Below are 20,939 nucleotides of genomic sequence, written 5' to 3'. Positions count from 1 at the left end.
TCTCGGCCATTTCAAACATGGATACACGCTTGATTCAATCGCGCATGAACAACCGCCTGCTGCATCTTGGGATCGAGCGGGGTCGGGACGCCTTGCCCGAAAAGGACCTGTACCCCTGGATGATGTACCTGAGGTTCCGGTTGAAAAAGTTCGTCAAGCATATTCCCGTGGCGGGGCCCTTCCTGCGGCGGTTCTACCTCCGTCTTAGATACGGGATTCGATTGAATGATGGGGAATGACCGTAATGCGCCGCTGCTGGCTGCTCACCGTCAAGCGCCTGTGGGCGGCGTGATGTGGGGGGGGGCGTCGTGAGGGTGCTGGTCGTGAACACGCAGGCGCCATTCGTCCATGGAGGGGCGGAATATCATGCCGACAATCTGCTTGCGAGTTTGCGCGACGCCGGACATGAAGCCGATCTGGTGCGCATCCCGTTCAACTGGAATCCGCCGCGCCGAATTCTGGACCAGATCCTCGCGGTGAGGTTGCTGGATATCACCGAGAGCTTCGGCCAGAAAGTGGATTTGGTGATAGGCCTCAAGTTTCCGGCCTATTGCATCAAGCATCCCAACAAGGTGCTGTGGATCCTGCATCAGCACCGGTTGGCCTATGAACAGTGGAAGCCCGGGGCCATGGGTGAAGACGTGGCGTTCGGCAACAACATCCGCGAGAGCATCATCCGCGCCGACAATACGTACATTCCAGAGGCTAAAAAGGTTTTTGCCAATTCCAGGACCGTTGCCGCGCGACTGAAAAAATTCAACGGCATTGACGCTGAAGTCCTGTACCACCCGCCTCCACACGTGGATCTGCTTCAGCCTGGAGCATACGGCGACTATGTGTTCTTTCCCAGCCGTCTGGCGGAGATAAAGCGCCAGCATCTGGCGGTGGAGGCCATGCGCCACGTGAAGTCCGGCGTTCGGCTTGTGCTGGCGGGCCCGCCCGAGTCGGAGGAATACGCCGCGCGCTTGCGGTCAATGATTGAGACCCATCGTCTGGAAGGCCAGGTCGAGATCCTCGGACGGATCACCGAAGAGCAGAAGCGGGCACTTTATGCCGGCGCATTAGGGGTGCTCTATGTGCCGCAGGACGAGGACTATGGCTACGTGACCCTGGAAGGGATGCACTGCGCCAAGGCCGTCATTACCTGCGAGGATTCTGCCGGTCCCCTGGAGTTCGTCAGTGACCGGGAGACAGGTCTGGTGCGCCCACCGGATCCAAAGGCGGTCGCCGATGCCGTCGATACCTTGGGAGCCGACAAGGCGCTGGCGGAGCGGATGGGCAGGCAGGGTTTCGATTTGATGCGGGACCTTGGCATGTCGTGGGCTCACGTGGTGGAATCTCTCACCTCATGAAGATCGCCTGGTGCTCGCCCCTGAGCAGGCGCTCAGGCATCTCCAAATTCACCCTGGCGGCAACGCGCGCCCTTTCGGGATTGGCGCAGGTGGATCTGTGGTCCGAGCGTCTTGACGACAATTTTGTTGTCCCGGGGCTTAAGGTCCGTGAGCTGTTGCCGGATGACGCGTGCGTCGAGGCCCTGCGCGGATATGATGCCGTGGTTTACAATCTGGGCAACAATGCCGATTTTCACTCGGTGATCCACTGGATCTACGCGCGGCTTCGGGGTGTCGTGATCTTGCATGACAAATTCATGCATCACTTTTTTGCCGGGCACTACCTGGCGGGGCTGGAATCATTGACCGCCTACGCCAAGGTATTCAGGCATTATTACGGCAACGAAGCCAAGAATGAGGCTCTGAAGGCAATTCGGCGCAAGCATCCGGTGTGGGAAACGGACCGAATAGCCAGTTTCCCCATGTTTGAGCCGTGCATCTGGAATGCAACCGGCCTCGTCGTTCATTCCCAGGAGGCGTTCGACCGGGTTGCGCCCAAAGCCGAACCCGTCCCTGTGCGTTTCCTGCACCACCCGTTCTACATTACCCATTTCGAATACGGCGACTTGCCTCTGCTTTCGCGGTCGCAATTGGGGCTGCCCGAAGATCGGCTGGTGCTCCTCTCCCATGGATTTATCAACGCCAACAAGCGTATCGACAGGATCCTCAATGTCATTGCGGAAAGCCCAGAACTCCGCGGCCGGGTCTTTTATGTCGTAGCTGGCGGAACAGTCCTGCAGTCGACGACGGAGAGCCTGATGCAACAGGCCGAACGCCTGGGGTTACAGGAGCAGGTCCGTTTCACCGGATTTATCGATGACCACACACTGCACAGCTATGTTCAGGCCGCCGACATCTGTCTCAACCTGCGCTTTCCGTCCATCGAGTCCAGCAGCGGTTCCCTGGTTGAGCAACTGTATTTTGGGAAGCCGGTGGTGGTCACCCGGATCGGATCTTATGACGAGTTGCCGGACGAGTGTGTGGTCAAGATCGATATGGCGGATGAGGAAGGCGCTCTGGCCGAGGCCTTGCTAAGGCTCGTTGACGACACGGACTACAGGGCGCAGGTCGCGGAAGCAGGCTTCCAGTGGGCGCAAGAGCATTGCTCAGCCGAACGCTACGCGGCAAACCTGCTGGTGTTCCTGGAAAACATCAGGGATTACGGGCAAGTGCTGGATTTTGTCGATGGCATTGCGGATACTCTGTCGGAGTTTCTGCATCCGGGATTACAGGCGGAATTCGTCAGCTCCATTTCGGGCGAGATTCACGCCATTACAGGTTGATGGGCCCAGCGGAAATCGGTAGCCCACACCTTGGGCTCCGCACTTGGGACCTTTATTGATTTTCCGATTCCCACGCCGGGCATGGGAATGAGGAAGTTCGCTTCGGGCGAACTGCCGTTGGAGCAAGAAGCCTGAATGCCGGTCGGGAGTTCCCACCGGGTCGACTTAGTTAGGACGAGCCATTGCGCGTACTGCAGGTTTATAGAACATATTATCCCGAGTGCCGCGGTGGGCTGCTGGAGGTGATGCGGCAGCTCTGTATCGGCGGTCGGCAATTGGGTATCGAGAACCGCATCTTCGCTCTGAGCCGCAATCCGCGATCGGCGGTGAAGGAGCTGGATGGCGTGGAACTGCAGTGGTTCCAACAGGATTTCGAGTTGGCCGGTTGCGGATTCTCCTTGAGTTCATTGCTGCGCTTCCGTGAACTGGCTTCCTGGGCCGATGTGGTGCACTACCATTTTCCGTGGCCGTTCGCCGATCTTTTGCATCTTCTCGGCAGACCCAATCGGCCTACGGTTTTGACCTATCACTCCGACATCGTCAAGCAGGAACGCCTGATGATGTTCTATCGCCCCCTGATGAAGCGCTTCCTCGGGAGCGTCGACGCCATTGTCGCCACCTCGCCCAACTATCTGGCGACCAGCCCGGTTTTGCAGGCGTTCAGCGACAAGACCCATGTAATTCCCATTGGCATCGATCCGGACAGCTATCCCAAAGTGGATGTGTCGCGCCTGGATCACTGGCGCAAACAATTGGGTGACGATTTTTTCCTTTTCGTCGGGGTGGTGCGCTATTACAAAGGTTTGCACTACCTGTTGGAGGCAGTCCGGGGCACTGTGCACAAAGTCGTCATTCTGGGTGGCGGCCCTAACCTGGACGAACTTAAATCCGAGGCTGCTTCGAGCAACATGGATAATGTCATGTTCCTCGGGGAACTGCCTGAAAAGGACAAAGTGGCTTTGCTGCATCTGTGCCGCGGCATGCTTCTGCCCTCCCACCTCCGTTCGGAGGCCTTTGGTGTTTCGTTGCTGGAAGCGGCCATGTTCAGCAAGCCGCTGGTGACCTGCGAAATCGGCACTGGCACTACGTACGTCAATCTCCACGAGGAAACCGGTTTGGTGGTTCCTCCAGAGGACCCGATGGCGCTAAGGCAAGCCTTGGATCGGCTGGCGGGTTCGGAGACAGATCGCGAAAGTTGGGGTTCCAATGCGCGTCGGCGTTATCTGGAGAACTTCACCGCCGGGCGAATGGCGGAAAGTTACCTCGGTTTGTACCGCCACGTCTTGGCAGCCAGGCCTTGAGATTCCCGAGCTCCGCGCAATGAAAGCCATCAAGTCCGTCATCGTGACTGGCGCGACCAGCCAGATCGGAGTATTCCTGCTGCCGCGCCTGGCTGAGCGGGGGCTGGACGTGCACGCACTGAGCAGGAGCCTCAGGAGCAGCAGTGGTCCTGATCCCTCGGTGACCTGGCACAGGGCGGACATTACCAATGGCGCATTCCCCGATTTGCAAGCGGACTGCCTGATCCATCTGGCTCCCCTCACCTTGTTGCCTTCCATATTGGCCAAGGTAGGGCCGTGTGGCATCGAGCGAGTAATCGCGTTCGGTTCAACCAGCCGCTTCAGCAAACAGAATTCCAGCGACCCGGAAGAGAAGGCATTCGCCCTGGGTCTGGTGGAAGCAGAACAGGAACTTGCTGAATACGGCGAAAGAGAAGGCGTTGCCTGGACGGTATTCCGCCCAACGCTCATCTATGGCTGCGGCATGGACAAGAACATTACCATCATCGGCAACTTCATTCGCCGCTTCGGGTTTTTCCCGCTCATAGGCGATGCGGGTGGCCTGCGGCAGCCGGTGCATGCGGATGATCTGGCGGCCGCCTGCCTACAGGTTCTGGAAAACGAAGTCTCGTTCAAAAAGGCCTACAACCTCAGTGGTGGTGAGACCTTGAGTTACCGCCAGATGGTGGAACGCATATTCGCTGCGGAGGGGAAGCGTGCCAGGTTCCTACGAATTCCCTTGCCGCTGTTTCAGTTGGCGATGGAATTGGCGTCCCTCTGGCCCCCCTATCGCCATCTGTCGGGCGAGATGGCCAAACGCATGACCGAGGATTTATGCTTTGCCCACGATGATGCGGTGCGGGATTTTGGTTTTGCGCCGAGGGAGTTTGAGCCACCCACTCGCAGTTGCGCGGGATAGACAATATCGAATTGGCGCCAAGCAACTCCGTGGTGCGGTTGTTGGAGGTGACATGGGATACGCGTTACGAGACGAACGGCGGTACACCTATGTGGACTACGTCACTTGGTCGGATGAGAATCGATACGAATTGATCGATGGTTCCGCTTTTCTCATGGCGCCAGCCCCGTCATTCAATTACCAGATTCTCGCCTTCAAGATCGGTCGTCAGGCGGCTAATGCGTTGGAAGACAAACCTTGCCGGGTTCTGGTGTCTCCCATCGATGTCCGGCTACCCAAGGCTGCCGAGTCCGATGAGCTTATCGATACGGTGTGCAGCCGGATGTGCTGGTTGTCTGCGATGCCGGCAAGATTGAGGCGAAGGGCATTCGCGGCGCGCCGGACTGGGTGGTGGAGGTTTTGTCGCCCACGATCAGATCGTCAAGTTTGCCGCCTATGAGCGAGCCGGCGTAAAGGAATACTGGCTGGTGCATCCGACCGATTTGATTCTGACGGTTTTCACGCTGGGCCCCGACGGTTACGGGAAGCCCTTCATCCAAGAACTGAAAGGCGAGACACCGGTTGGCGTGTTGGAAGGGGGGGGCATTTCCTGCCAACCGGCAGCCTATCCTGGAGCGGCTATGGATCAACCCGGACGACATTTGGCGTTCGCCCCTTTGTTCAGCCGAGGCGCAACTCGACTTCCGAGAACGTCTTTTCGTCATTCAGCCTGAAGCCCCGCATCTCCAGTACGCCTTTCGTGTTCAGCGAGATGATGAGGTAGAGCGCCTCCGGGTAAGCCAGTTCGGATAGATCCGACGGCGAGGGTTCCGCCGGGCTGCCCGGGTGCGAATGAAAAATCGCGAACAATTCCTCGCCTTTCTCACGCATCTGGCGCATGGCGTTGATCTGCCCCGCCGGATCCAGTTGAAAGCGGATTCCTGGCTGGTCGGCGGCATTACGGACCGGGTGGCAGGCTGCGGGGGCGCCATCCTTAGCGCCGATCAGACCGCAAACTTCAGTTTCTGGCGACGCCTGAGCACAGTGCAGTAGCTGGTTGACCAGTGGGCGGGGCAGGTTGATGGCTTCGCGTGTGCTGGACATAGTGCGATCGTTGCGGTTCATGGTTAGTCGAGATCCGGCGCGGCGTATCCGTATTTTTCGATCAGATGACGGTCTCGGCGCCTGACCATTTCGATGGTCTCAGGGTCATAATAATACCCGGTCTTGCGCTCGCGTTGCGAGGGATTGGTCTTATAGGTGGAATGAATGAAGTCCACCTGCTCCGCGGCGAGCGTGATCCCGCAGTGCGACAGTAACATGACCAGATCTTGCTCAAGGCTCTCGTTGCGTATAATGAAATCTGGCAGGATGTCTTGTTCGAGCACCGAATACAGGCGATCGGAGTTTTTCATCTCGGGCATGAAGAGATGGTCCAGGAACCTGACAAATAAGCGTGAGTAACGATACGTAAAGAAACCCGCATAACGGCTCATGGGGCTTTTGGCGTAGTCGTCCATCAGGTCGTAGCTATTGGCCGGATCGTGCAGCATCCGGAGCCAACGCCTGAATAGTTGCGGGTCCAGAGCGTCTGCGTAGCAGTCTTGCCAATGCCGGCGTGCCTTCGAAAGTTCGTTGCAAAGCCGGCGCAAAGCCAAAACGGGTTCTGTTCGGTAGCCGTGTCCCTTGATTTTCAAGGGGGCGGTAAGGTCGGTATAAAGCGAGCCTTGTCCCAGGCAACCATAGGACCACATGGAAACGTACCAGTCCCATGGATTGCGAACCGACCCTACGATGATTCGGCCATCCGTTGCGAACCCCTCCGGGATGCGGCTGTGCTTGTCATGCTGGGCGCCGCCCAGAAAGTGCTGCAGCAGGCGCTTGATGTGCGTGCAACCGGTCTTTTCCAGTTGAATGAAAATGAGCTTTTCGTTAACAAACACAGGGCTTCTTTCTGTTTAGGGACGTGGGCGGTCGGATGCGGCGGAAAATTTTGCAGCACGATTGCGCGCGGCCGATGCTGGCTATAAGGCACGGGCGGCTACTCGCTTTCGCGGTAATATGGTAACTCCGAGCGATAGTAGCCGCGCATGACCGACTCAATCTTTTGCCGGGAGAAACCGGTTTTCCATTTTTCCGCTTCGATCTGAGACGAACGGCGGATTGCGTAAGGGTGGTCAGCGCCTTGAGGATTTTCGCAGAAGTCATGAAGGATCTGCTGTAAGTTCTCCGGCGTACGGATGTCCAACCATTCGAAAAGCTTGATGTATTCCTCGGCTGGATTCGCGGCGAAGTTTTCATACTGAATTATGCGCAATGGTCCGGCTTGAGCAGACTTGATGGCTTGGTGCATATGCACGCCATACCAGTATCCAAACGCCTCCATGTCCTCTTCCATGATCCAGTTCAATCGTTCGAAGCTGTCGGCTACCGCGGCGGGATGGCGAATCAGCATGACGACTTTGGGGGAGTGGCGGTTGACGAAGGTCTTGGTCATCAGTGGATTGATTTCCTTGATGAGCAGGCACTTCCGGGAACGCTTGAGAAAATGGAAGTCGTGCGCGTCTTCTAGTACGTCTGCAGGTTGTGCTGGGACCAGTCCTACGAACGCCTCATCGGCACATAGCAGATAATACTGAAGCATCGCATCGTTGGGATGAGTGTGGCAGCGTAGGGTTTCGCGCTCCATTTCAGGATCGAGCAAGGCAGGAACCTTGAAGCGTTGCTGAAACCTTTGGTGGATCGGTTCTCGCAGGTAGGCTACGTCCGGTGAAAAGCCGAGAATTTTGCCGATCCATGAGGACCCGCTGCGAGGGTAGGAAATCAACAGTATGGGCGGCCGCCTAAATGGAAAAGCCTTCACTAGAAGCGGGTTAGGGTAAAGATGCTCGCGGTAGACGCCGGCAATCAGCCGATTGAGCCTGAAGCTCGCAGACCGGGCAAAAGCGGCTGGCAACTGAGAGAATCCAGTCTCTCGTATTCTTTGAGCCAGGCGGCATAGGTCTGGGTTCAGCACCACTGGCCGCCTGTCACTCTATGGTGCCCTTGCAAATCAAAGCGGCTAAAGGTACTCGTGAAGCCGGCCGCGCTGAGTGTTTCACAAACCGCCAAGGCTTGATCGAATCCGTGCTCAAGCATTAGCCACGTTCCCCTGTGTGCATGCCTCGAGGCAGCGCCCGCAATCCGGTCAAGGTCGTCTAGTCCATCTTTACCTGACTTCAGCGCCGAGCATGGTTCAAAGCGCACGTCACCTTCCGCGAGGTGCGGGTCGTTTTCCGCGATGTAAGGCGGATTGCTCACGATCAAATCGAACTTTTCGCCGGGATCAAGCGCCTCGTACCAGTCGCTGAGGAGGAAGCGGACATTGCGCGCGCCGAGGCGCTCTGCATTGGACTGGGCGACGGCCAGCGCGGCCGGACTGGAATCGACTGCAGTTATCTGCGCCAGCGGACGTCCCATGGCCAACGTGATGGCGATGGCGCCGCTGCCTGTGCCCAAGTCGAGTATACGTGACGGTCGGTCCGGTGGTGCCTTTTCCAGGGCCACTTCGACCAACAATTCAGTCTCGGGGCGGGGAATGAGCACATCCGGCGTGACCAAAAATTCACGCGACCAGAACTCCCGGCGGCCTGTGATATAGGCGATAGGCTCACCTTCGCAGCGTCTTTCCACCAGATCCGCAAACTCGGACTCCTGTTCCGGTGGGATGGCGCGTTCCGGCCAGGCCAGGAAATGGCTGCGCGCTTTCCCGGTCACGTGGGCGAGCAAGACCTCGGCATCCAGGCGCGGGCTTTCGGACGCTGTGCCAATACGCTCGGCTGCATCGCGCAGCAGGCTGGCTATGGTGTTCAGTCCTGTCCCTCTCCCAGCTGGGCCAGCAGGTCGGCCTGGTGCTCGTGGATCAGCGGCTCGATCACCGGGTCCAGATCGCCTTCGACGATGGCTTCCAACCGGTACAAGGTCAGATTGATGCGGTGGTCGGTCAGGCGTCCTTGAGGAAAGTTGTAGGTTCGGATGCGCTCGGAGCGGTCTCCGCTTCCCACCTGGAGTTTTCGCGAGGCCGCAATCTCGGCGTCCTGCTTGCGCTGCTCGGCGTCGAGAATGCGGGATTTCAGCAGCGACATGGCGCGGGCGCGGTTCTTGTGCTGGGAGCGCTCGTCCTGGCATTCGACGACGATGCCGGTGGGCAGATGCGTGATACGGATCGCCGAGTCGGTTCGATTCACGTGCTGGCCGCCAGCGCCGGAGGCTCGGTAGGTGTCGACGCGCAGGTCGGACGGGTTGATGTCCACGTCGACTTCTTCCACTTCCGGGAGGATGGCAACGGTGCAGGCCGAGGTGTGGATGCGCCCCTGGGCCTCCGTTTCGGGGACGCGCTGCACGCGATGCGTGCCGGATTCGAACTTCAGCCGGGAATAGACATCCTGGCCGCTGATGCGCAGCACCACTTCCTTGTAACCGCCCATCTCACCCTCGCTTTCGCTGACGATTTCTGCGCGCCAGCCCTTGCCTTCCGCGTAACGCGCATACATGCGGCACAGGTCTCCGGCGAACAGCGCGGCTTCAGCGCCGCCGGTGCCTGCCCGTACCTCCAGGAAGATGTTGCGCTCGTCGTTGGGATCCTTGGGAAGCAGCAGGATCTGCAGTTCCTCGGTCAGCGTATCACGGGCGGCGGTGGCATTTTCCAACTCTTCCCGCGCCATGCTGCGTACGTCTGGATCGCTATCCTGGAGCAGGCCTTCGGCATAAGCGATATCCCCAAGCGTGTCCTGATAGCGGCGGAAGCAGGTAATCAGTGGGTCCAGTTGCGCATATTCACGGCTGAGTGCGCGAAACCGGTTTTGATCGTTCTGGACTTCGGGTTCTGCGAGCAGGGCGGCGATTTCTTCGTGGCGCTGGGAGAGGTTGTCGAGCTTGTGCTGGATGGAGGCTTTCACTGATCGGAATTGTCTCGAAGTTGGAACAGTTCCCGCGCCGCGGCAATCAGTTCGTAGCGCTCGTCGATGCTGGCCTGCCGGATCTGGGTGCTGGGAAGATGAATGAGCTTGTTGGTCAGGGTGGTGGACAGGAGGCCGAGCACCTCCTCTGCCGGCTTGCCCGCTTTCAGCGCCCGCATGGCAGCGGTCAGGGCATCCTCGCGGATGCGCTCCGCCTGGCTGCGGAACTCGCGGATGGTGTCGGTGGCCCCCTGCGCGCGCAACCAGCCGAGGAAATGATCGACCTCGGTGTCGATGATTTCCTCGGCCTGCTTGGCCGCTTCCTGGCGGGATCTGATTCCCTCCTCCACAGTGTTGCGCAGATCGTCCACCGTGTACAGGTAGACGTCGCGCAATTGCTCCACCTCCGGCTCGATGTCGCGGGGAACGGCGAGATCCACCATGAACATGGGCTTGTGCCGGCGCGACTTGATGGCGCTTTCCACGCTGCCCTTGCCTAGAATGGGTAAGGGGCTTCCCGTGGAGGCGACGACGATGTCCGCCTTGGCCAGGTGCTTCGGCAGTTCCGTGAGGGAAATGGCGAAGCCGTTGAACTGGGCCGCCAGGGTGTGGGCGCGGTCGAACGTGCGGTTGGCGATGATCATTTCGCCGATTCCCTGCTCGTGAAGATGCCGGGCGGTCAGTTCGATGGTCTCGCCCGCGCCAATGAGGATCGCGGTCTGATCCCTGAGGTCATCGAAGATGCGTTGGGCGAGGCGCACGGCGGCGAAGGCGACGGAGACCGGACTGGAACCGATGGCGGTGTCGGTGCGGACTTTCTTGGCCGCGGTGAAGGTATGTTGAAACAGCCGGCTCAGGGTCTTGCCCAGGGTTCCGGCATCTGCCGCGGCCTGGTAGGCTGTCTTCATTTGGCCCAGGATCTGTGGCTCGCCCAGGATCATTGAATCCAGTCCGCAGGCGACTCGAAACATATGGCGGATGGTGTCGGCGCCGGCGTGCGCGTAGAGGAAGGGATGGAATTCTTCCCTGCGCAAACTCCGTTCTCGCGCAATCCAGTCGATCAAGATATCTTGCGAGCCCTGTTGGATGCCGCAGTACACTTCCGTGCGATTGCAGGTGGACAGAATGGCAGCTTCCTCCACGTCAGGCAGGCCAACCAGGGCACGCAACGCGGACTGCAGGCCGTCGGCCGGAAAGGCCAGGCGTTCCCGCACGGAAACCGGAGCGCTGTTGTGGTTCAAACCCAGGGTCAGTATGGCCATGGCCGCCATCATAGGTGTTTAGGTCTGCTAATTTTAAGGAAAAAGGTGGACATAGGCCAAATTAGCGAGTCAATGACCTATTGCCGCTAGCGCCGGAAAGCGTAAAATTTACCGACGCCCTAAGGGAATCTTCGTGCAGGACTCCTTATAAATCCGCTTCTTGCGTCCACCATGGAGTGGCGGATAGCGATCAGGTTCGTTTTTCAGACACACGTGGCCCACCGAATTCCTGGCATTAACTGCGACCAAAGAGACCGAAATTCCGTGTCGAGAAGACTGATTGGTTTGACCTTCGCGGGCGGCTTGCTGTTGTCTGGCTGTGCCAATGTGGGCGGTTTGCAGCCGCTGAAGCCCGGCTTGTCGGAGGAATCTATCCGCGCCGGCGCCCTGAAAATGCCGCGTGAGTCGGAGATCGTCTATCTGCTCTTGTCCGGGGAGATTGCCGGCCAGCGCGGCCAGTTCGAGACCGCCCTGGACAGCTACCTGAAAGCCGCAAAGCTGACCCGGGACCCCCGGGTGGCCGCCCGCGCGACCCAGATCGCGCTGTATCTGAAAAACATGGACAAGGCGCGGGAAGCGGCCGCAACCTGGCGCCAGCACGACCCCGGCAACACCGAGGCCAAGCGCCTGTCCGCCATGCTGGAGCTCAAGGCGGGAAATGCCGACGCGGCTTTCGAGCAATTGAGTGGCCTGCTGTCCTCGCCGCAGCCCGATCTGGAAAGCACGCTGATCGAACTGGTCAAGCTGCTCGATGCGGAAGTCCCCAAAGATACGGCCCTGGATCTCATGCGGCGGTTGGTGGAGCGATTTCCCCGTTTGGCGGAAATCCATTTCGCCTACGCCCTGCTGGCGGCAGACAAGGGCGAATATCAACTGGCTCTGAGCGAGACCGAGAAGGCGCTGGCCCTTCATCCGGACTGGAGCCGAGCTCGTCTGCTGCAGGCCCAGGTCATGTCGCAGATGGGTGATTCCGAAGCCGCCAGGGGGGTGATTCAGCGGGCCCTGAAAGGAGATCCGAACAACCTGCGCCTGAGGCTGATCTATTCCCAGTTTCTTGCCAAGTCCGGCGATATCAAATCCGCCGAAAAGGAACTGCGCTGGATTCTGGCCAGGGAGCCGGGCAACGATGACGCGCGCTTCGGGCTGGGCATGGCCCTGATGGAGCAGGGCAGAACGGACCAGGCGCGTCAGGAATTCATGCGCTTGGCCGATTCCTCCCGCTGGAAGACGCAATCCTATTTCTACCTGGGCTTGATCGAAGCCAGGCGCAATCATCTGACGGGCGCCCTGCAGTGGTTCGACCGCGTCAACGAGGGGCCGCTCGCCTTCGACGCCAAGGTCAACGGCGTCACCGCCCTGATCGGCATGGGGCAGCTGACCGAGGCCCGCCAGCGCTTGAGCCAGGTGCGCAAGCAATTTCCTAACGAAGCATTGCGACTCTACCTGCTGGAAGCGGAGTTGCTCACCAAGAACAAGGACTTTGTCGCGGCCTTCGACCTGCTGAGCGAGGCCTTGGAGGAAATGCCGGGCCAGGTGGAATTGCTTTACGCCCGGGCCCTGGTAGCGGAACAACTGGACAAGATCGAAGTGCTGGAAGGCGACCTGCGCGCCGTGCTGGAAAAGAATCCGGAGGACCCCAATGCCCTCAATGCCTTGGGTTACACCCTGGCCGACCGTTTCCCCATGCGCCTGCAGGAGGCCAAGAAGCTGCTGGACAAGGCCATGGAGCTTAAGCCGGACGATCCGGCCATCATGGACAGCTACGGCTGGCTGCACTATCGCCTGGGTGACTACGAGGCAGCCCTACGCTACCTCCGGCGCTCCTTCGAAATGGTGAGCGACCCGGAAATCGGCGCTCATCTGGGCGAGGTGCTGTGGGAGTCGGGGCATCAGCGGGAGGCGCGCAAGGTCTGGATGGAATCATGGCGAAAGGATTCCAACCATGAGGACATGCTGCGGGTACGGGCCCGCTACCCGGAAGCTTTCAAGTAATCTGCGATGACGATTCCCTTAAGCTGGTGGCGGCGCCTGGTCTGGGCGTCGCTGGTTATATGGCTGGCCGGTTGCGCCGGGATGCGCCCTGTGCCGGAGCCGCAGCGTGCTGCGTCTCCCAGCGACATCAAGGTGTGGAAGCTGGAGGGGCGCATCGCCGTCAAGACGGCGAACGACGGCTGGACCGCCAATCTGATTTGGGAGCACGATCCTCGGCAGGACAGGCTGCGCATCTCCGGACCCTTCAGCCAGGGCTTGCTTTCCATCGTGGTGCAGGATGATCTGATTCATGTCAACGAGGGCAATGGCGTGGAGCAGACCTCGCGCAATCCTGATGCGCTGCTGCGGGAGCGGCTGGGGTTTGCCGTGCCCCTGCGCAGCCTGCGTTATTGGGTGACGGGCGTGCCGGCGCCGGAAGCGGAGCACGTGCAGGTTCCGAATGAAACCGGCGGCGCCCGCCGCTTCAGCCAGCAGGGCTGGAACCTGGCCTATGAAAAATTCTCCCAGATCGGGGCCTATCAGTTGCCGCAGAAGGCAAGCATCAACGGCCATGATGTCCGCCTCAAGCTCATCGCGGATGACTGGCTCATCAAGGAATAGGGCGAACAGATGACATCGTTAGAGCGGCTGCGACTGCCGGCGCCGGCCAAGTTGAACCTGATGCTGCGCGTGGTGGGTCGCCGGTCTGACGGTTATCATCTGCTGCAAACGGTTTTTCAATTCATCGACCGCTGTGACTGGATCAGTCTCCAGGCGCAGGATGACGGCCTCATCAGCCTGGCCAATCCGTTGCCGGGCGTGCCGGAGGGGGCCGATCTCACGGTGCGTGCGGCGCGCCTGCTGCGCGAGGCCAGCGGACGCGAAGGGTTGGGGGTAAGGCTGGCCGTCGAGAAAATCCTGCCCATGGGCGGCGGTCTGGGCGGCGGCAGTTCCGATGCCGCGACGGTGCTCCTGGGTTTGAATGCCCTGTGGCGCTTGGGGTTCAGTTTGGACGACCTGGCTGCCCTGGGGCTGCAACTGGGCGCCGACGTGCCGGTATTCGTGCGTGGCTACGCCGCCTGGGCGGAGGGTGTGGGCGAGCATCTGGAGCCAATGCCGGATCTGCCCGAGCCCTGGTACGTGGTCGTCGTTCCGCCTTGTCATGTGGCTACCGGGGCGGTTTTCTCGGCGCCCGGTTTGACACGCGATAACAAACCCATCAAAATACGCGACTTTCTTGCGGGGCAGCAGGAAAATCACTGCTTGCCTGTGGTCAGCGAGATGTATCCAGTCGTGCAGGAAGCCCTGGCGGCGCTCGGCGGTCATGCCGAGCAGCCGAGGCTGACAGGAACGGGCGCTTGCGTGTTTGCGGCTTTTGCCGGAGAGAGCGATGCCCGCGCGGCCGCATCGCGCCTTGCCGGGTCGTGGCAATGCTTTGTCGCGCGGGGTTTGAATGAATCGCCGCTGCACAGCACGCTCGCCCGCGCGGTCAACTAGTTTCTTGGGGCGTCGCCAAGCGGTAAGGCACGGGGTTTTGATCCCCGCATACCCAGGTTCGAATCCTGGCGCCCCAGCCAATTCGCTTGTAAGTTCATCGTCGCGGAGTGCTTGAATGTCCGACGCCTCGTTCATGGTGTTTTCGGGAAATGCCAATCGTGTTCTGGCGGAGGGCATCGTCCGGAAACTCAATATGCGGCTCGGGATGGCCAGCGTCGGCCGTTTCAGTGATGGCGAGATCGCGGTCGAGATCGAAGAGAACGTGCGCGGCCGCGAGGTGTTCGTGGTACAGCCCACCTGCGCGCCCATCAACGAGAACTTGATGGAGCTGCTGATCATGATCGACGCCTTCCGCAGGTCCTCGGCGGCACTGATCACGGCGGTGATACCGTACTACGGTTACTCGCGCCAAGACCGGCGGACGCGCTCGGCGCGCGTTCCGATCTCCGCCAAGCTGGTGGCCAAGATGATCTCCGCGGCGGGCGCCGACCGGGTGTTGACCGTGGATTTGCACGCGGACCAGATCCAGGGTTTCTTCGATGTGCCCGTGGATAATGTGTACGCCTCGCCCATTCTGCTGGGCGACGTGTGGCGGCAGAATTATCCGGGGCTGATGGTGGTGTCGCCGGACGTAGGCGGCGTTGTGCGCGCGAGGGCTTTGGCTAAGCGCCTGGATGATGCGGATCTGGCCATCATCGACAAGCGGCGACCGCGCGCCAACGAATCCAAGGTGATGAACATCATCGGCGATGTGGAAGGTCGTTCCTGCGTCATGGTCGACGATCTGGTGGATACTGCGGGCACCTTGTGCAAGGCCGCCAAGGCGCTCAAGGAGCATGGCGCGGCCAAGGTGGTGGCCTATTGTACCCATCCGGTGTTATCCGGCCCTGCGGTGGACAATATCGCGAGTTCAGTACTGGACGAGTTGGTGGTGACCGACACGATTCCCTTGCGTGCCGAGGCGCGCCGTTGCGAGAAGATCCGCGTGCTGAGCGTCGCGGAAATGTTGGCTGAGACCATTCGCCGCATTGCGGTGGGTGAATCGGTCAGCTCCCTTTACGTGGATTGATTCCATTTTCATCAACCCTGCTTAGAGTATTTTGGAGAAAAAGATGGTAGGCAGTTTCGAGTTTGACGCAGAGTTACGCACCAAGACCGGCAAAGGCGACGCGCGCCGCACCCGTCGCGAGGGCAAGGTGCCGGCAATCCTGTATGGTGGCAGTGCCGAGCCGGTTCAGTTGAATCTGAACCACAATCAGGTGAGCAAGCGCCTCGAGAATGAGGCAGTGTATTCCCACATTCTGACCCTGAAGTTCGAGGGCCGTGAGGAAAAGGCGATCTTGAAGGCGATGCAGCGCCATCCCGCCCGCCCCATCATCATGCACATGGACTTCCAGCGCGTTGACGAAAAGGCCAAGCTGCGCGTGCATGTGCCACTGCACTTCACGAATCAGGAGACGTCGGTTGGCGTCAAGAAGGGCGGCGTGGTCACTCATGCCCTGGTGGAGGTCGAGGTCGACTGCCTGCCGCAGCACTTGCCAGAATTCATTGAAGTCGATCTGGCCAACCTGGATGTCGGTGGCTCCATCCATCTGTCGGATCTCAAGGTGCCGGCGGGTGTGGAAATTCATGCGCTGATGCAAGGCGCCGACCACGACTTGCTGGTCGCCGCTATTCATGCGACGCGCACGTCCGACGCGGCCGAATAAGTCCTTCGGTGACGTGCTGTAGCGCGGGGTGAGGGGTGGTGTGACTTGACCAGCAGGTTTCGGCTGATCGTCGGGTTGGGCAATCCCACATCCCGTTATGAACAAACCCGGCATAACGCCGGGTTTTGGTTTTTGGATGCGATTGCCGAGCGGCAACGTGCAAGCTTCGCCTCGGATTCCCGCACGCAAGGATTGCTGGCTAAGGTGGAGTACGGTGGGGAGACGGTGTTTCTGCTCAAGCCCATGCAGTACATGAATCGAAGCGGAGGCGCGGTGTCGGTACTGGCGCATTTCTACAAAATTGCGCCGCAGCAGGTCCTGGTGGCTCACGACGAGCTGGATTTCGCGCCGGGCACCGTCAAGCTCAAGTCGGGCGGAGGGCATGGAGGTCACAACGGTCTGCGCGACATCGTTGCCCGTCTGGGTTCGCCCGACTTCGTGCGTCTGCGCATCGGTATAGGTCATCCGGGCGATCGCGATCAGGTAGTCAATTACGTGCTCGACCGTCCTTCCCGGCATGAGGCCGATCTGATCCGTGGGGCGGTAGAGCGTGCGGCGGCCTGCTATGAAGACTTGCAGGACGGCAAGTTGGAAGCCGTCATGAACCTACTGCATACGCGCTGAAGGGCCTCTTTGGTGATAGTCCCGGAAAAAGTGATGGGCGAGGGTTGACAGCAACTCGGCTATGGCCGAAAATTGCGGACTCTTTACGGAGGGGTTCCCGAGCGGTCAAAGGGATCAGACTGTAAATCTGACGGCTCTGCCTTCGAAGGTTCGAATCCTTCCCCCTCCACCAGATTGTTTTTGCGGGTGTAGTTCAATGGTAGAACCTCAGCCTTCCAAGCTGATGGCGTGGGTTCGATTCCCATCACCCGCTCCAGGTTCGAGAGTTTTGCCCATATAGCTCAGTCGGTAGAGCACTTCCTTGGTAAGGAAGAGGTCTCCGGTTCAAGTCCGGATATGGGCTCCAGTTTTTTTGAATGGCTGATTTTCCAGTACACAAGGGGTAATGGCGGATGTCCAAAGAGAAATTTTCGCGCACCAAGCCGCATGTGAACGTCGGCACGATCGGTCACGTCGACCACGGCAAGACCACGCTGACGGCGGCTCTGACCAAGATCGGTGCGGAGCGCTTCGGTGGTGAGTTCAAGGCGTACGATCAGATCGACGCGGCACCGGAAGAGCGCGAGCGCGGCATCACCATTGCTACCGCCCATGTGGAATACGAGTCCCCGAGCCGTCACTACGCTCACGTGGACTGCCCGGGTCACGCCGACTACGTGAAGAACATGATCACCGGCGCCGCGCAGATGGATGGCGCGATCCTGGTCTGTTCCGCTGCTGACGGCCCCATGCCGCAGACCCGCGAGCACATCCTGCTGGCCCGTCAGGTGGGCGTACCCTACATCGTCGTGTTCCTGAACAAGGCCGACATGGTGGACGACGCCGAGCTGATCGAGTTGGTGGAAATGGAAATCCGCGAACTGCTCAGCACCTACAACTTCCCGGGCGACGACACCCCGATCGTCATCGGTTCCGCGCTGAAGGCGCTGGAAGGTGATCAGAGCGACATCGGTGTGCCGGCTATCCACAAGCTGGTGCAGGCGCTGGATGATTACATCCCGCTGCCCGAGCGTCCGGTGGATCTGCCGTTCCTGATGCCCATCGAAGACGTGTTCTCCATCTCCGGTCGTGGCACCGTGGTGACCGGCCGTATCGAGCGCGGTAAAGTCAAGGTGGGCGAGGAAGTCGAGATCGTGGGCATCAAGGCCACCGTCAAGACCACCTGCACCGGTGTTGAAATGTTCCGCAAGCTGCTGGACGAAGGTCAGGCTGGCGACAACGTGGGCGTGCTGCTGCGCGGCACCAAGCGTGAGGACGTGGAGCGCGGTCAGGTATTGGCGAAGCCGGGTTCCATCACCCCGCACACCCATTTCGAAGCGGAAATCTACGTGCTGTCCAAGGAAGAAGGCGGTCGTCACACGCCGTTCTTCAATGGCTACCGCCCGCAGTTCTACTTCCGCACCACCGACGTGACCGGTTCGGTTGAGTTGCCGGAAGGCGTGGAGATGGTGATGCCGGGCGACAACATCAAGATCACGGTGAAGCTGATCGCGCCCATCGCCATGGAAGAAGGTCTGCGTTTCGCGGTTCGCGAAGGTGGTCGCACCGTAGGTGCCGGCGTCGTTTCCAAGGTTATCGAGTAATCGGTCTAAGAGTTGCTCCGGCCGGATCCAAGCGGCCGGAGTAGCGGTTCCATTGCGAAGGTTTTTACAGGTCAGTAGCTCAATTGGTAGAGCAGCGGTCTCCAAAACCGCAGGTTGGGGGTTCGAGCCCCTCCTGGCCTGCCATCTTTCGGCAGTCAAAGTAGTCCCCCCGTAGGTTACCTTTCAGAGAGCACTCATGGCAGCTCAAGCAGAACCCAGTGCATCGGCCTTTGATACCGCAAAGCTGGTCCTTGCAGTCGGTGTCATCATCGCCGGCATTGTCGGCTTTTACTATTTCTCGGCGCACGCTCTGCTCTATCGGGTCCTGGGTATGCTCGGCGTGGCCGGGGTTGCGATTGCGTTGATTTATAACACCGCCATGGGCGGCACCATCTGGGAATTTCTCAAGGAATCGCGGATGGAAGTGCGCAAGGTCATCTGGCCGACGCGTCAGGAGACGGTTCAGGCCACCCTCGTGGTAGTTGCCCTGGTGTTCCTGGTGGGTTTGATTCTGTGGTTGCTGGACATGTTCCTGTTCTGGGGTATTAGCTCCATGACCGGCCAGAAGGTGTGAGATGGCATTGCGCTGGTATGTCATCCACGCTTACTCGAATTTCGAGAACCAGGTCAAGAAGGCTCTGGAAGAGCGCATAAAGCGCGACGGCCTCGAGCATTACTTCGGCAAGGTTCTGGTGCCCACCGAGGAAGTGGTGGAAATGCGCCAGGGCCAGCAACGGAAGAGTGAGCGCAAATTCTTTCCCGGTTATGTGCTGGTTCAGATGGAGTTGAACGACGAAACCTGGCATCTGGTAAAGGACGTTCCGAGGGTGCTTGGATTTATTGGCGGCACCTCGGATAAGCCGGCTCCCATTACCGATGCGGAAGCCGAGGCCATCCTGAATCGGGTCGAGGCGGGCGTCAACAAGCCGCGTCCCAAGATTCTGTTCGAGGCGGGCGAGGTGGTGCGAGTCGTGGAAGGGCCGTTCAAGGACTTCAACGGCGTCGTAGAGGAGGTCAATTACGAAAAGAGCCGGCTGCGCGTCTCCGTGCTCATTTTCGGGCGCTCGACCCCGGTCGAGCTGGATTTCGGTCAGGTCGAAAAGGCCTGACCCCCGGCTTTAGTAGCCGGTTTTTTGTCCCGCCCGAAGGGGCTGGACGCCACTAACGGGGAGCTTGTCGCCGCAAGCGCTATACCCACTGGAGTCATTCAATGGCAAAAAAAATCACCGCGTACATCAAACTGCAAGTCAAGGCAGGTGAGGCCAATCCGAGTCCTCCTGTCGGCCCCGCGCTCGGTCAGCGCGGCGTCAACATCATGGAGTTCTGCAAGGCCTTCAACGCCCAGACCCAGAATGTCGAGAAAGGTCTGCCGCTGCCGGTGGTCATCACCGTGTACAGCGACCGCAGCTTCACCTTCATCACCAAGACCCCTCCAGCCTCCGTACTGCTGAAGAAAGCCACGGGCCTGAAGAGCGGCAGCGCGACCCCCAACACCAATAAGGTGGGCAAGGTCACGCGCGAGCAACTGGCGGAAATCGCTCAGGCGAAAATGCCGGACCTGACCGCTGCCGACATGGATGCGGCCATCCGCACCATCGCGGGCAGCGCGCGCAGCATGGGCCTTGAAGTGGAGGGTGTGTAATGGCCAAAGTTACCAAGCGTTTGAAGGCAATCAAGGAAAAGCTCGAGCCGGGTAAGGTATACCAGGCCGAGGAGGCTTTTACCCTGTTGAAGTCCATGTCCAAAGTCAAGTTCGTCGAGTCCATCGACGTGGCGGTGAATCTGGGTGTGGACCCGAGAAAGTCCGACCAGGCCGTGCGTGGCGCAACCGTGCTGCCCCGTGGCACCGGCAAGTCCGTGCGCGTGGCGGTGTTCAGCCAGGGTGCCAATGCCGAGGCCGCTCTGGCCGCCGGCGCCGATATCGTCGGGATGGATGACCTGGCTGCCCAGGTGAAGGCCGGCGAAATGAATTTCGACGTGGTGATCGCCTCTCCCGACGCCATGCGCGTCGTCGGTCAGTTGGGCCAGATCCTGGGTCCCCGCGGCCTGATGCCGAACCCCAAGGTTGGCACCGTGACGCCGGATGTGGCCACCGCCGTGAAGAATGCCAAAGCCGGTCAGGTACGCTACCGTACCGACAAGAAGGGCATCATCCATTGCACCATCGGTAAAGCCAGCTTCGAAGAGGCTGCCTTGAAGGAAAATCTTGAAGCGTTGCTGGTCGATCTGAAGAAGCTCAAGCCCAGCGCCTCCAAGGGCATCTATCTGAAGAAGATCACGGTCTCGTCCACCATGGGCCCAGGCTTGCCCGTGGATCAGGCCAATCTCGCGATTTAATTGAAAGACTTTGGGTTGCCGGTTTGACCGGTAACCGTCAAAGACCGCAGGTGCGGGGCGCAAGCCCTGCTTAATAGACGCAAGGAAACCTGCGCAGACGGTGTACTGAAGCCAAACATTGGTGAAAGGAGCCGTAAATGTATCCCGGGAGCAATCCTGGGGTTTTT

General features: G+C 59.6%; 22 protein-coding genes, 5 tRNA genes and 1 pseudogene. 22 read left to right on the top strand and 6 right to left on the bottom strand.

The window, feature by feature from the left end; translation table 11 throughout:
• Positions 1-17: 17 nt before the first annotated feature.
• The 6 genes and pseudogenes from EK23_RS10115 (at position 18) to EK23_RS24455 (ending at position 5,586) form a co-directional block, all read left to right on the top strand.
• Positions 18-239, top strand: a complete 222-nt coding sequence (locus EK23_RS10115) for a hypothetical protein (RefSeq protein ID WP_145998621.1) — start codon at positions 18-20, stop codon at positions 237-239.
• A gap of 84 nt (positions 240-323) precedes the next feature.
• Positions 324-1,352 (top strand): glycosyltransferase family 4 protein, encoded by a 1,029-nt coding sequence (locus EK23_RS10110; RefSeq protein WP_145998620.1) that lies wholly within the window; start codon positions 324-326, stop codon positions 1,350-1,352.
• Entirely contained in the window at positions 1,349-2,674 is a 1,326-nt protein-coding gene (locus EK23_RS10105; RefSeq protein WP_045225234.1) for a glycosyltransferase family 4 protein, read from the top strand. Before EK23_RS10110 ends, EK23_RS10105 begins: the two co-directional genes overlap by 4 nt.
• Before the next feature lie 182 nt (positions 2,675-2,856).
• On the top strand, positions 2,857-3,975 hold the full coding sequence (locus tag EK23_RS10100; protein ID WP_045225233.1) for a glycosyltransferase family 4 protein: 1,119 nt from the start codon (positions 2,857-2,859) through the stop codon (positions 3,973-3,975).
• 19 nt (positions 3,976-3,994) lie between these two features.
• On the top strand, positions 3,995-4,873 hold the full coding sequence (locus EK23_RS10095; protein WP_045225232.1) for an NAD-dependent epimerase/dehydratase family protein: 879 nt from the start codon (positions 3,995-3,997) through the stop codon (positions 4,871-4,873).
• 312 nt (positions 4,874-5,185) lie between these two features.
• Positions 5,186-5,586 (top strand): annotated as a pseudogene (locus EK23_RS24455) (Uma2 family endonuclease).
• On the opposite strand, the gene EK23_RS10085 reads toward EK23_RS24455, so the two are convergent.
• The 6 genes from EK23_RS10085 to hemA form a co-directional block, all read right to left on the bottom strand.
• Complete coding sequence (locus EK23_RS10085) at positions 5,534-5,956, bottom strand: M67 family metallopeptidase (protein ID WP_045225231.1); 423 nt, start codon at positions 5,954-5,956, stop codon at positions 5,534-5,536. The pseudogene EK23_RS24455 and the gene EK23_RS10085 overlap by 53 nt on opposite strands.
• Positions 5,957-5,979: 23 nt before the next feature.
• On the bottom strand, positions 5,980-6,795 hold the full coding sequence (locus EK23_RS10080; protein ID WP_045225230.1) for a hypothetical protein: 816 nt from the start codon (positions 6,793-6,795) through the stop codon (positions 5,980-5,982).
• Positions 6,796-6,893: 98 nt separating this feature from the next.
• Positions 6,894-7,808, bottom strand: coding sequence for a sulfotransferase (locus EK23_RS21685; protein ID WP_158002486.1), 915 nt, complete (start codon positions 7,806-7,808; stop codon positions 6,894-6,896).
• Positions 7,809-7,861: 53 nt separating this feature from the next.
• Positions 7,862-8,683, bottom strand: a complete 822-nt coding sequence (prmC, locus tag EK23_RS10070) for a peptide chain release factor N(5)-glutamine methyltransferase (RefSeq protein ID WP_268748177.1) — start codon at positions 8,681-8,683, stop codon at positions 7,862-7,864.
• A gap of 17 nt (positions 8,684-8,700) precedes the next feature.
• Positions 8,701-9,789, bottom strand: coding sequence for a peptide chain release factor 1 (prfA, locus tag EK23_RS10065; protein ID WP_045225229.1), 1,089 nt, complete (start codon positions 9,787-9,789; stop codon positions 8,701-8,703).
• Entirely contained in the window at positions 9,786-11,051 is a 1,266-nt protein-coding gene (gene hemA, locus EK23_RS10060; RefSeq protein ID WP_045225361.1) for a glutamyl-tRNA reductase, read from the bottom strand. Before hemA ends, prfA begins: the two co-directional genes overlap by 4 nt.
• Before the next feature lie 264 nt (positions 11,052-11,315).
• Between hemA and EK23_RS10055 the strand changes: the two genes are divergently transcribed.
• The 16 genes from EK23_RS10055 (at position 11,316) to rplA (ending at position 20,772) form a co-directional block, all read left to right on the top strand.
• Positions 11,316-13,043: a tetratricopeptide repeat protein gene (locus EK23_RS10055; RefSeq protein WP_235281992.1), complete on the top strand. Its 1,728-nt coding sequence runs from the start codon at positions 11,316-11,318 to the stop codon at positions 13,041-13,043.
• A 6-nt stretch (positions 13,044-13,049) separates the two neighbouring features.
• Positions 13,050-13,643 (top strand): lipoprotein insertase outer membrane protein LolB, encoded by a 594-nt coding sequence (gene lolB, locus EK23_RS10050; RefSeq protein ID WP_052808089.1) that lies wholly within the window; start codon positions 13,050-13,052, stop codon positions 13,641-13,643.
• 9 nt (positions 13,644-13,652) lie between these two features.
• Positions 13,653-14,519 (top strand): 4-(cytidine 5'-diphospho)-2-C-methyl-D-erythritol kinase, encoded by an 867-nt coding sequence (ispE, locus tag EK23_RS10045; protein ID WP_045225228.1) that lies wholly within the window; start codon positions 13,653-13,655, stop codon positions 14,517-14,519.
• Between the two features lie 5 nt (positions 14,520-14,524).
• Positions 14,525-14,599, top strand: a tRNA-Gln gene (locus tag EK23_RS10040).
• Positions 14,600-14,634: 35 nt separating this feature from the next.
• Complete coding sequence (locus EK23_RS10035) at positions 14,635-15,588, top strand: ribose-phosphate diphosphokinase (protein WP_045225227.1); 954 nt, start codon at positions 14,635-14,637, stop codon at positions 15,586-15,588.
• A 43-nt stretch (positions 15,589-15,631) separates the two neighbouring features.
• Positions 15,632-16,228 (top strand): 50S ribosomal protein L25/general stress protein Ctc, encoded by a 597-nt coding sequence (locus EK23_RS10030; RefSeq protein WP_045225226.1) that lies wholly within the window; start codon positions 15,632-15,634, stop codon positions 16,226-16,228.
• A gap of 45 nt (positions 16,229-16,273) precedes the next feature.
• Positions 16,274-16,852, top strand: a complete 579-nt coding sequence (gene pth / locus EK23_RS10025; RefSeq protein WP_045225225.1) for an aminoacyl-tRNA hydrolase — start codon at positions 16,274-16,276, stop codon at positions 16,850-16,852.
• Between the two features lie 87 nt (positions 16,853-16,939).
• Positions 16,940-17,024, top strand: a tRNA-Tyr gene (locus EK23_RS10020).
• 10 nt (positions 17,025-17,034) lie between these two features.
• Positions 17,035-17,108: transfer RNA gene (locus tag EK23_RS10015), tRNA-Gly, on the top strand.
• A gap of 14 nt (positions 17,109-17,122) precedes the next feature.
• A tRNA-Thr gene (locus EK23_RS10010) sits at positions 17,123-17,198 on the top strand.
• 46 nt (positions 17,199-17,244) lie between these two features.
• A complete protein-coding gene (gene tuf, locus EK23_RS10005) occupies positions 17,245-18,435 on the top strand; it encodes an elongation factor Tu (RefSeq protein WP_045225224.1) in 1,191 nt (396 codons plus the stop codon).
• 68 nt (positions 18,436-18,503) lie between these two features.
• Positions 18,504-18,579, top strand: a tRNA-Trp gene (locus tag EK23_RS10000).
• A 52-nt stretch (positions 18,580-18,631) separates the two neighbouring features.
• Positions 18,632-19,009, top strand: a complete 378-nt coding sequence (secE, locus tag EK23_RS09995; protein WP_045225223.1) for a preprotein translocase subunit SecE — start codon at positions 18,632-18,634, stop codon at positions 19,007-19,009.
• Position 19,010: 1 nt separating this feature from the next.
• Positions 19,011-19,544, top strand: a complete 534-nt coding sequence (gene nusG / locus EK23_RS09990) for a transcription termination/antitermination protein NusG (protein ID WP_045225222.1) — start codon at positions 19,011-19,013, stop codon at positions 19,542-19,544.
• 101 nt (positions 19,545-19,645) lie between these two features.
• Positions 19,646-20,077, top strand: a complete 432-nt coding sequence (gene rplK, locus EK23_RS09985) for a 50S ribosomal protein L11 (protein ID WP_045225221.1) — start codon at positions 19,646-19,648, stop codon at positions 20,075-20,077.
• Positions 20,077-20,772, top strand: coding sequence for a 50S ribosomal protein L1 (gene rplA / locus EK23_RS09980; protein WP_045225220.1), 696 nt, complete (start codon positions 20,077-20,079; stop codon positions 20,770-20,772). Before rplK ends, rplA begins: the two co-directional genes overlap by 1 nt.
• The last annotated feature ends 167 nt before the right edge of the window (positions 20,773-20,939 follow it).

Source organism: Methyloterricola oryzae (genome assembly GCF_000934725.1).
In the GTDB taxonomy this organism is placed as follows: domain Bacteria; phylum Pseudomonadota; class Gammaproteobacteria; order Methylococcales; family Methylococcaceae; genus Methyloterricola; species Methyloterricola oryzae.
Note: the sequence above shows the minus strand (reverse complement) of the source record. Positions and strands in the feature narration are given on the sequence as shown.

What these genes read in the sequence shown, in the direction of transcription:
- EK23_RS10115 (WP_145998621.1), top strand. Translation starts at nt 18, where the DNA reads ATGGATACACGCTTGATTCAATCGCGCATGAACAACCGCCTGCTGCAT.
- EK23_RS10105 (WP_045225234.1), top strand. Translation starts at nt 1,349, where the DNA reads ATGAAGATCGCCTGGTGCTCGCCCCTGAGCAGGCGCTCAGGCATCTCC.
- EK23_RS10095 (WP_045225232.1), top strand. Translation starts at nt 3,995, where the DNA reads ATGAAAGCCATCAAGTCCGTCATCGTGACTGGCGCGACCAGCCAGATC.
- EK23_RS10085 (WP_045225231.1), bottom strand. Translation starts at nt 5,956, where the DNA reads ATGTCCAGCACACGCGAAGCCATCAACCTGCCCCGCCCACTGGTCAAC.
- hemA (WP_045225361.1), bottom strand. Translation starts at nt 11,051, where the DNA reads ATGGCCATACTGACCCTGGGTTTGAACCACAACAGCGCTCCGGTTTCC.
- lolB (WP_052808089.1), top strand. Translation starts at nt 13,050, where the DNA reads ATGACGATTCCCTTAAGCTGGTGGCGGCGCCTGGTCTGGGCGTCGCTG.
- ispE (WP_045225228.1), top strand. Translation starts at nt 13,653, where the DNA reads ATGACATCGTTAGAGCGGCTGCGACTGCCGGCGCCGGCCAAGTTGAAC.
- EK23_RS10035 (WP_045225227.1), top strand. Translation starts at nt 14,635, where the DNA reads ATGTCCGACGCCTCGTTCATGGTGTTTTCGGGAAATGCCAATCGTGTT.
- EK23_RS10030 (WP_045225226.1), top strand. Translation starts at nt 15,632, where the DNA reads ATGGTAGGCAGTTTCGAGTTTGACGCAGAGTTACGCACCAAGACCGGC.
- tuf (WP_045225224.1), top strand. Translation starts at nt 17,245, where the DNA reads ATGTCCAAAGAGAAATTTTCGCGCACCAAGCCGCATGTGAACGTCGGC.
- secE (WP_045225223.1), top strand. Translation starts at nt 18,632, where the DNA reads ATGGCAGCTCAAGCAGAACCCAGTGCATCGGCCTTTGATACCGCAAAG.
- nusG (WP_045225222.1), top strand. Translation starts at nt 19,011, where the DNA reads ATGGCATTGCGCTGGTATGTCATCCACGCTTACTCGAATTTCGAGAAC.
- rplK (WP_045225221.1), top strand. Translation starts at nt 19,646, where the DNA reads ATGGCAAAAAAAATCACCGCGTACATCAAACTGCAAGTCAAGGCAGGT.
- rplA (WP_045225220.1), top strand. Translation starts at nt 20,077, where the DNA reads ATGGCCAAAGTTACCAAGCGTTTGAAGGCAATCAAGGAAAAGCTCGAG.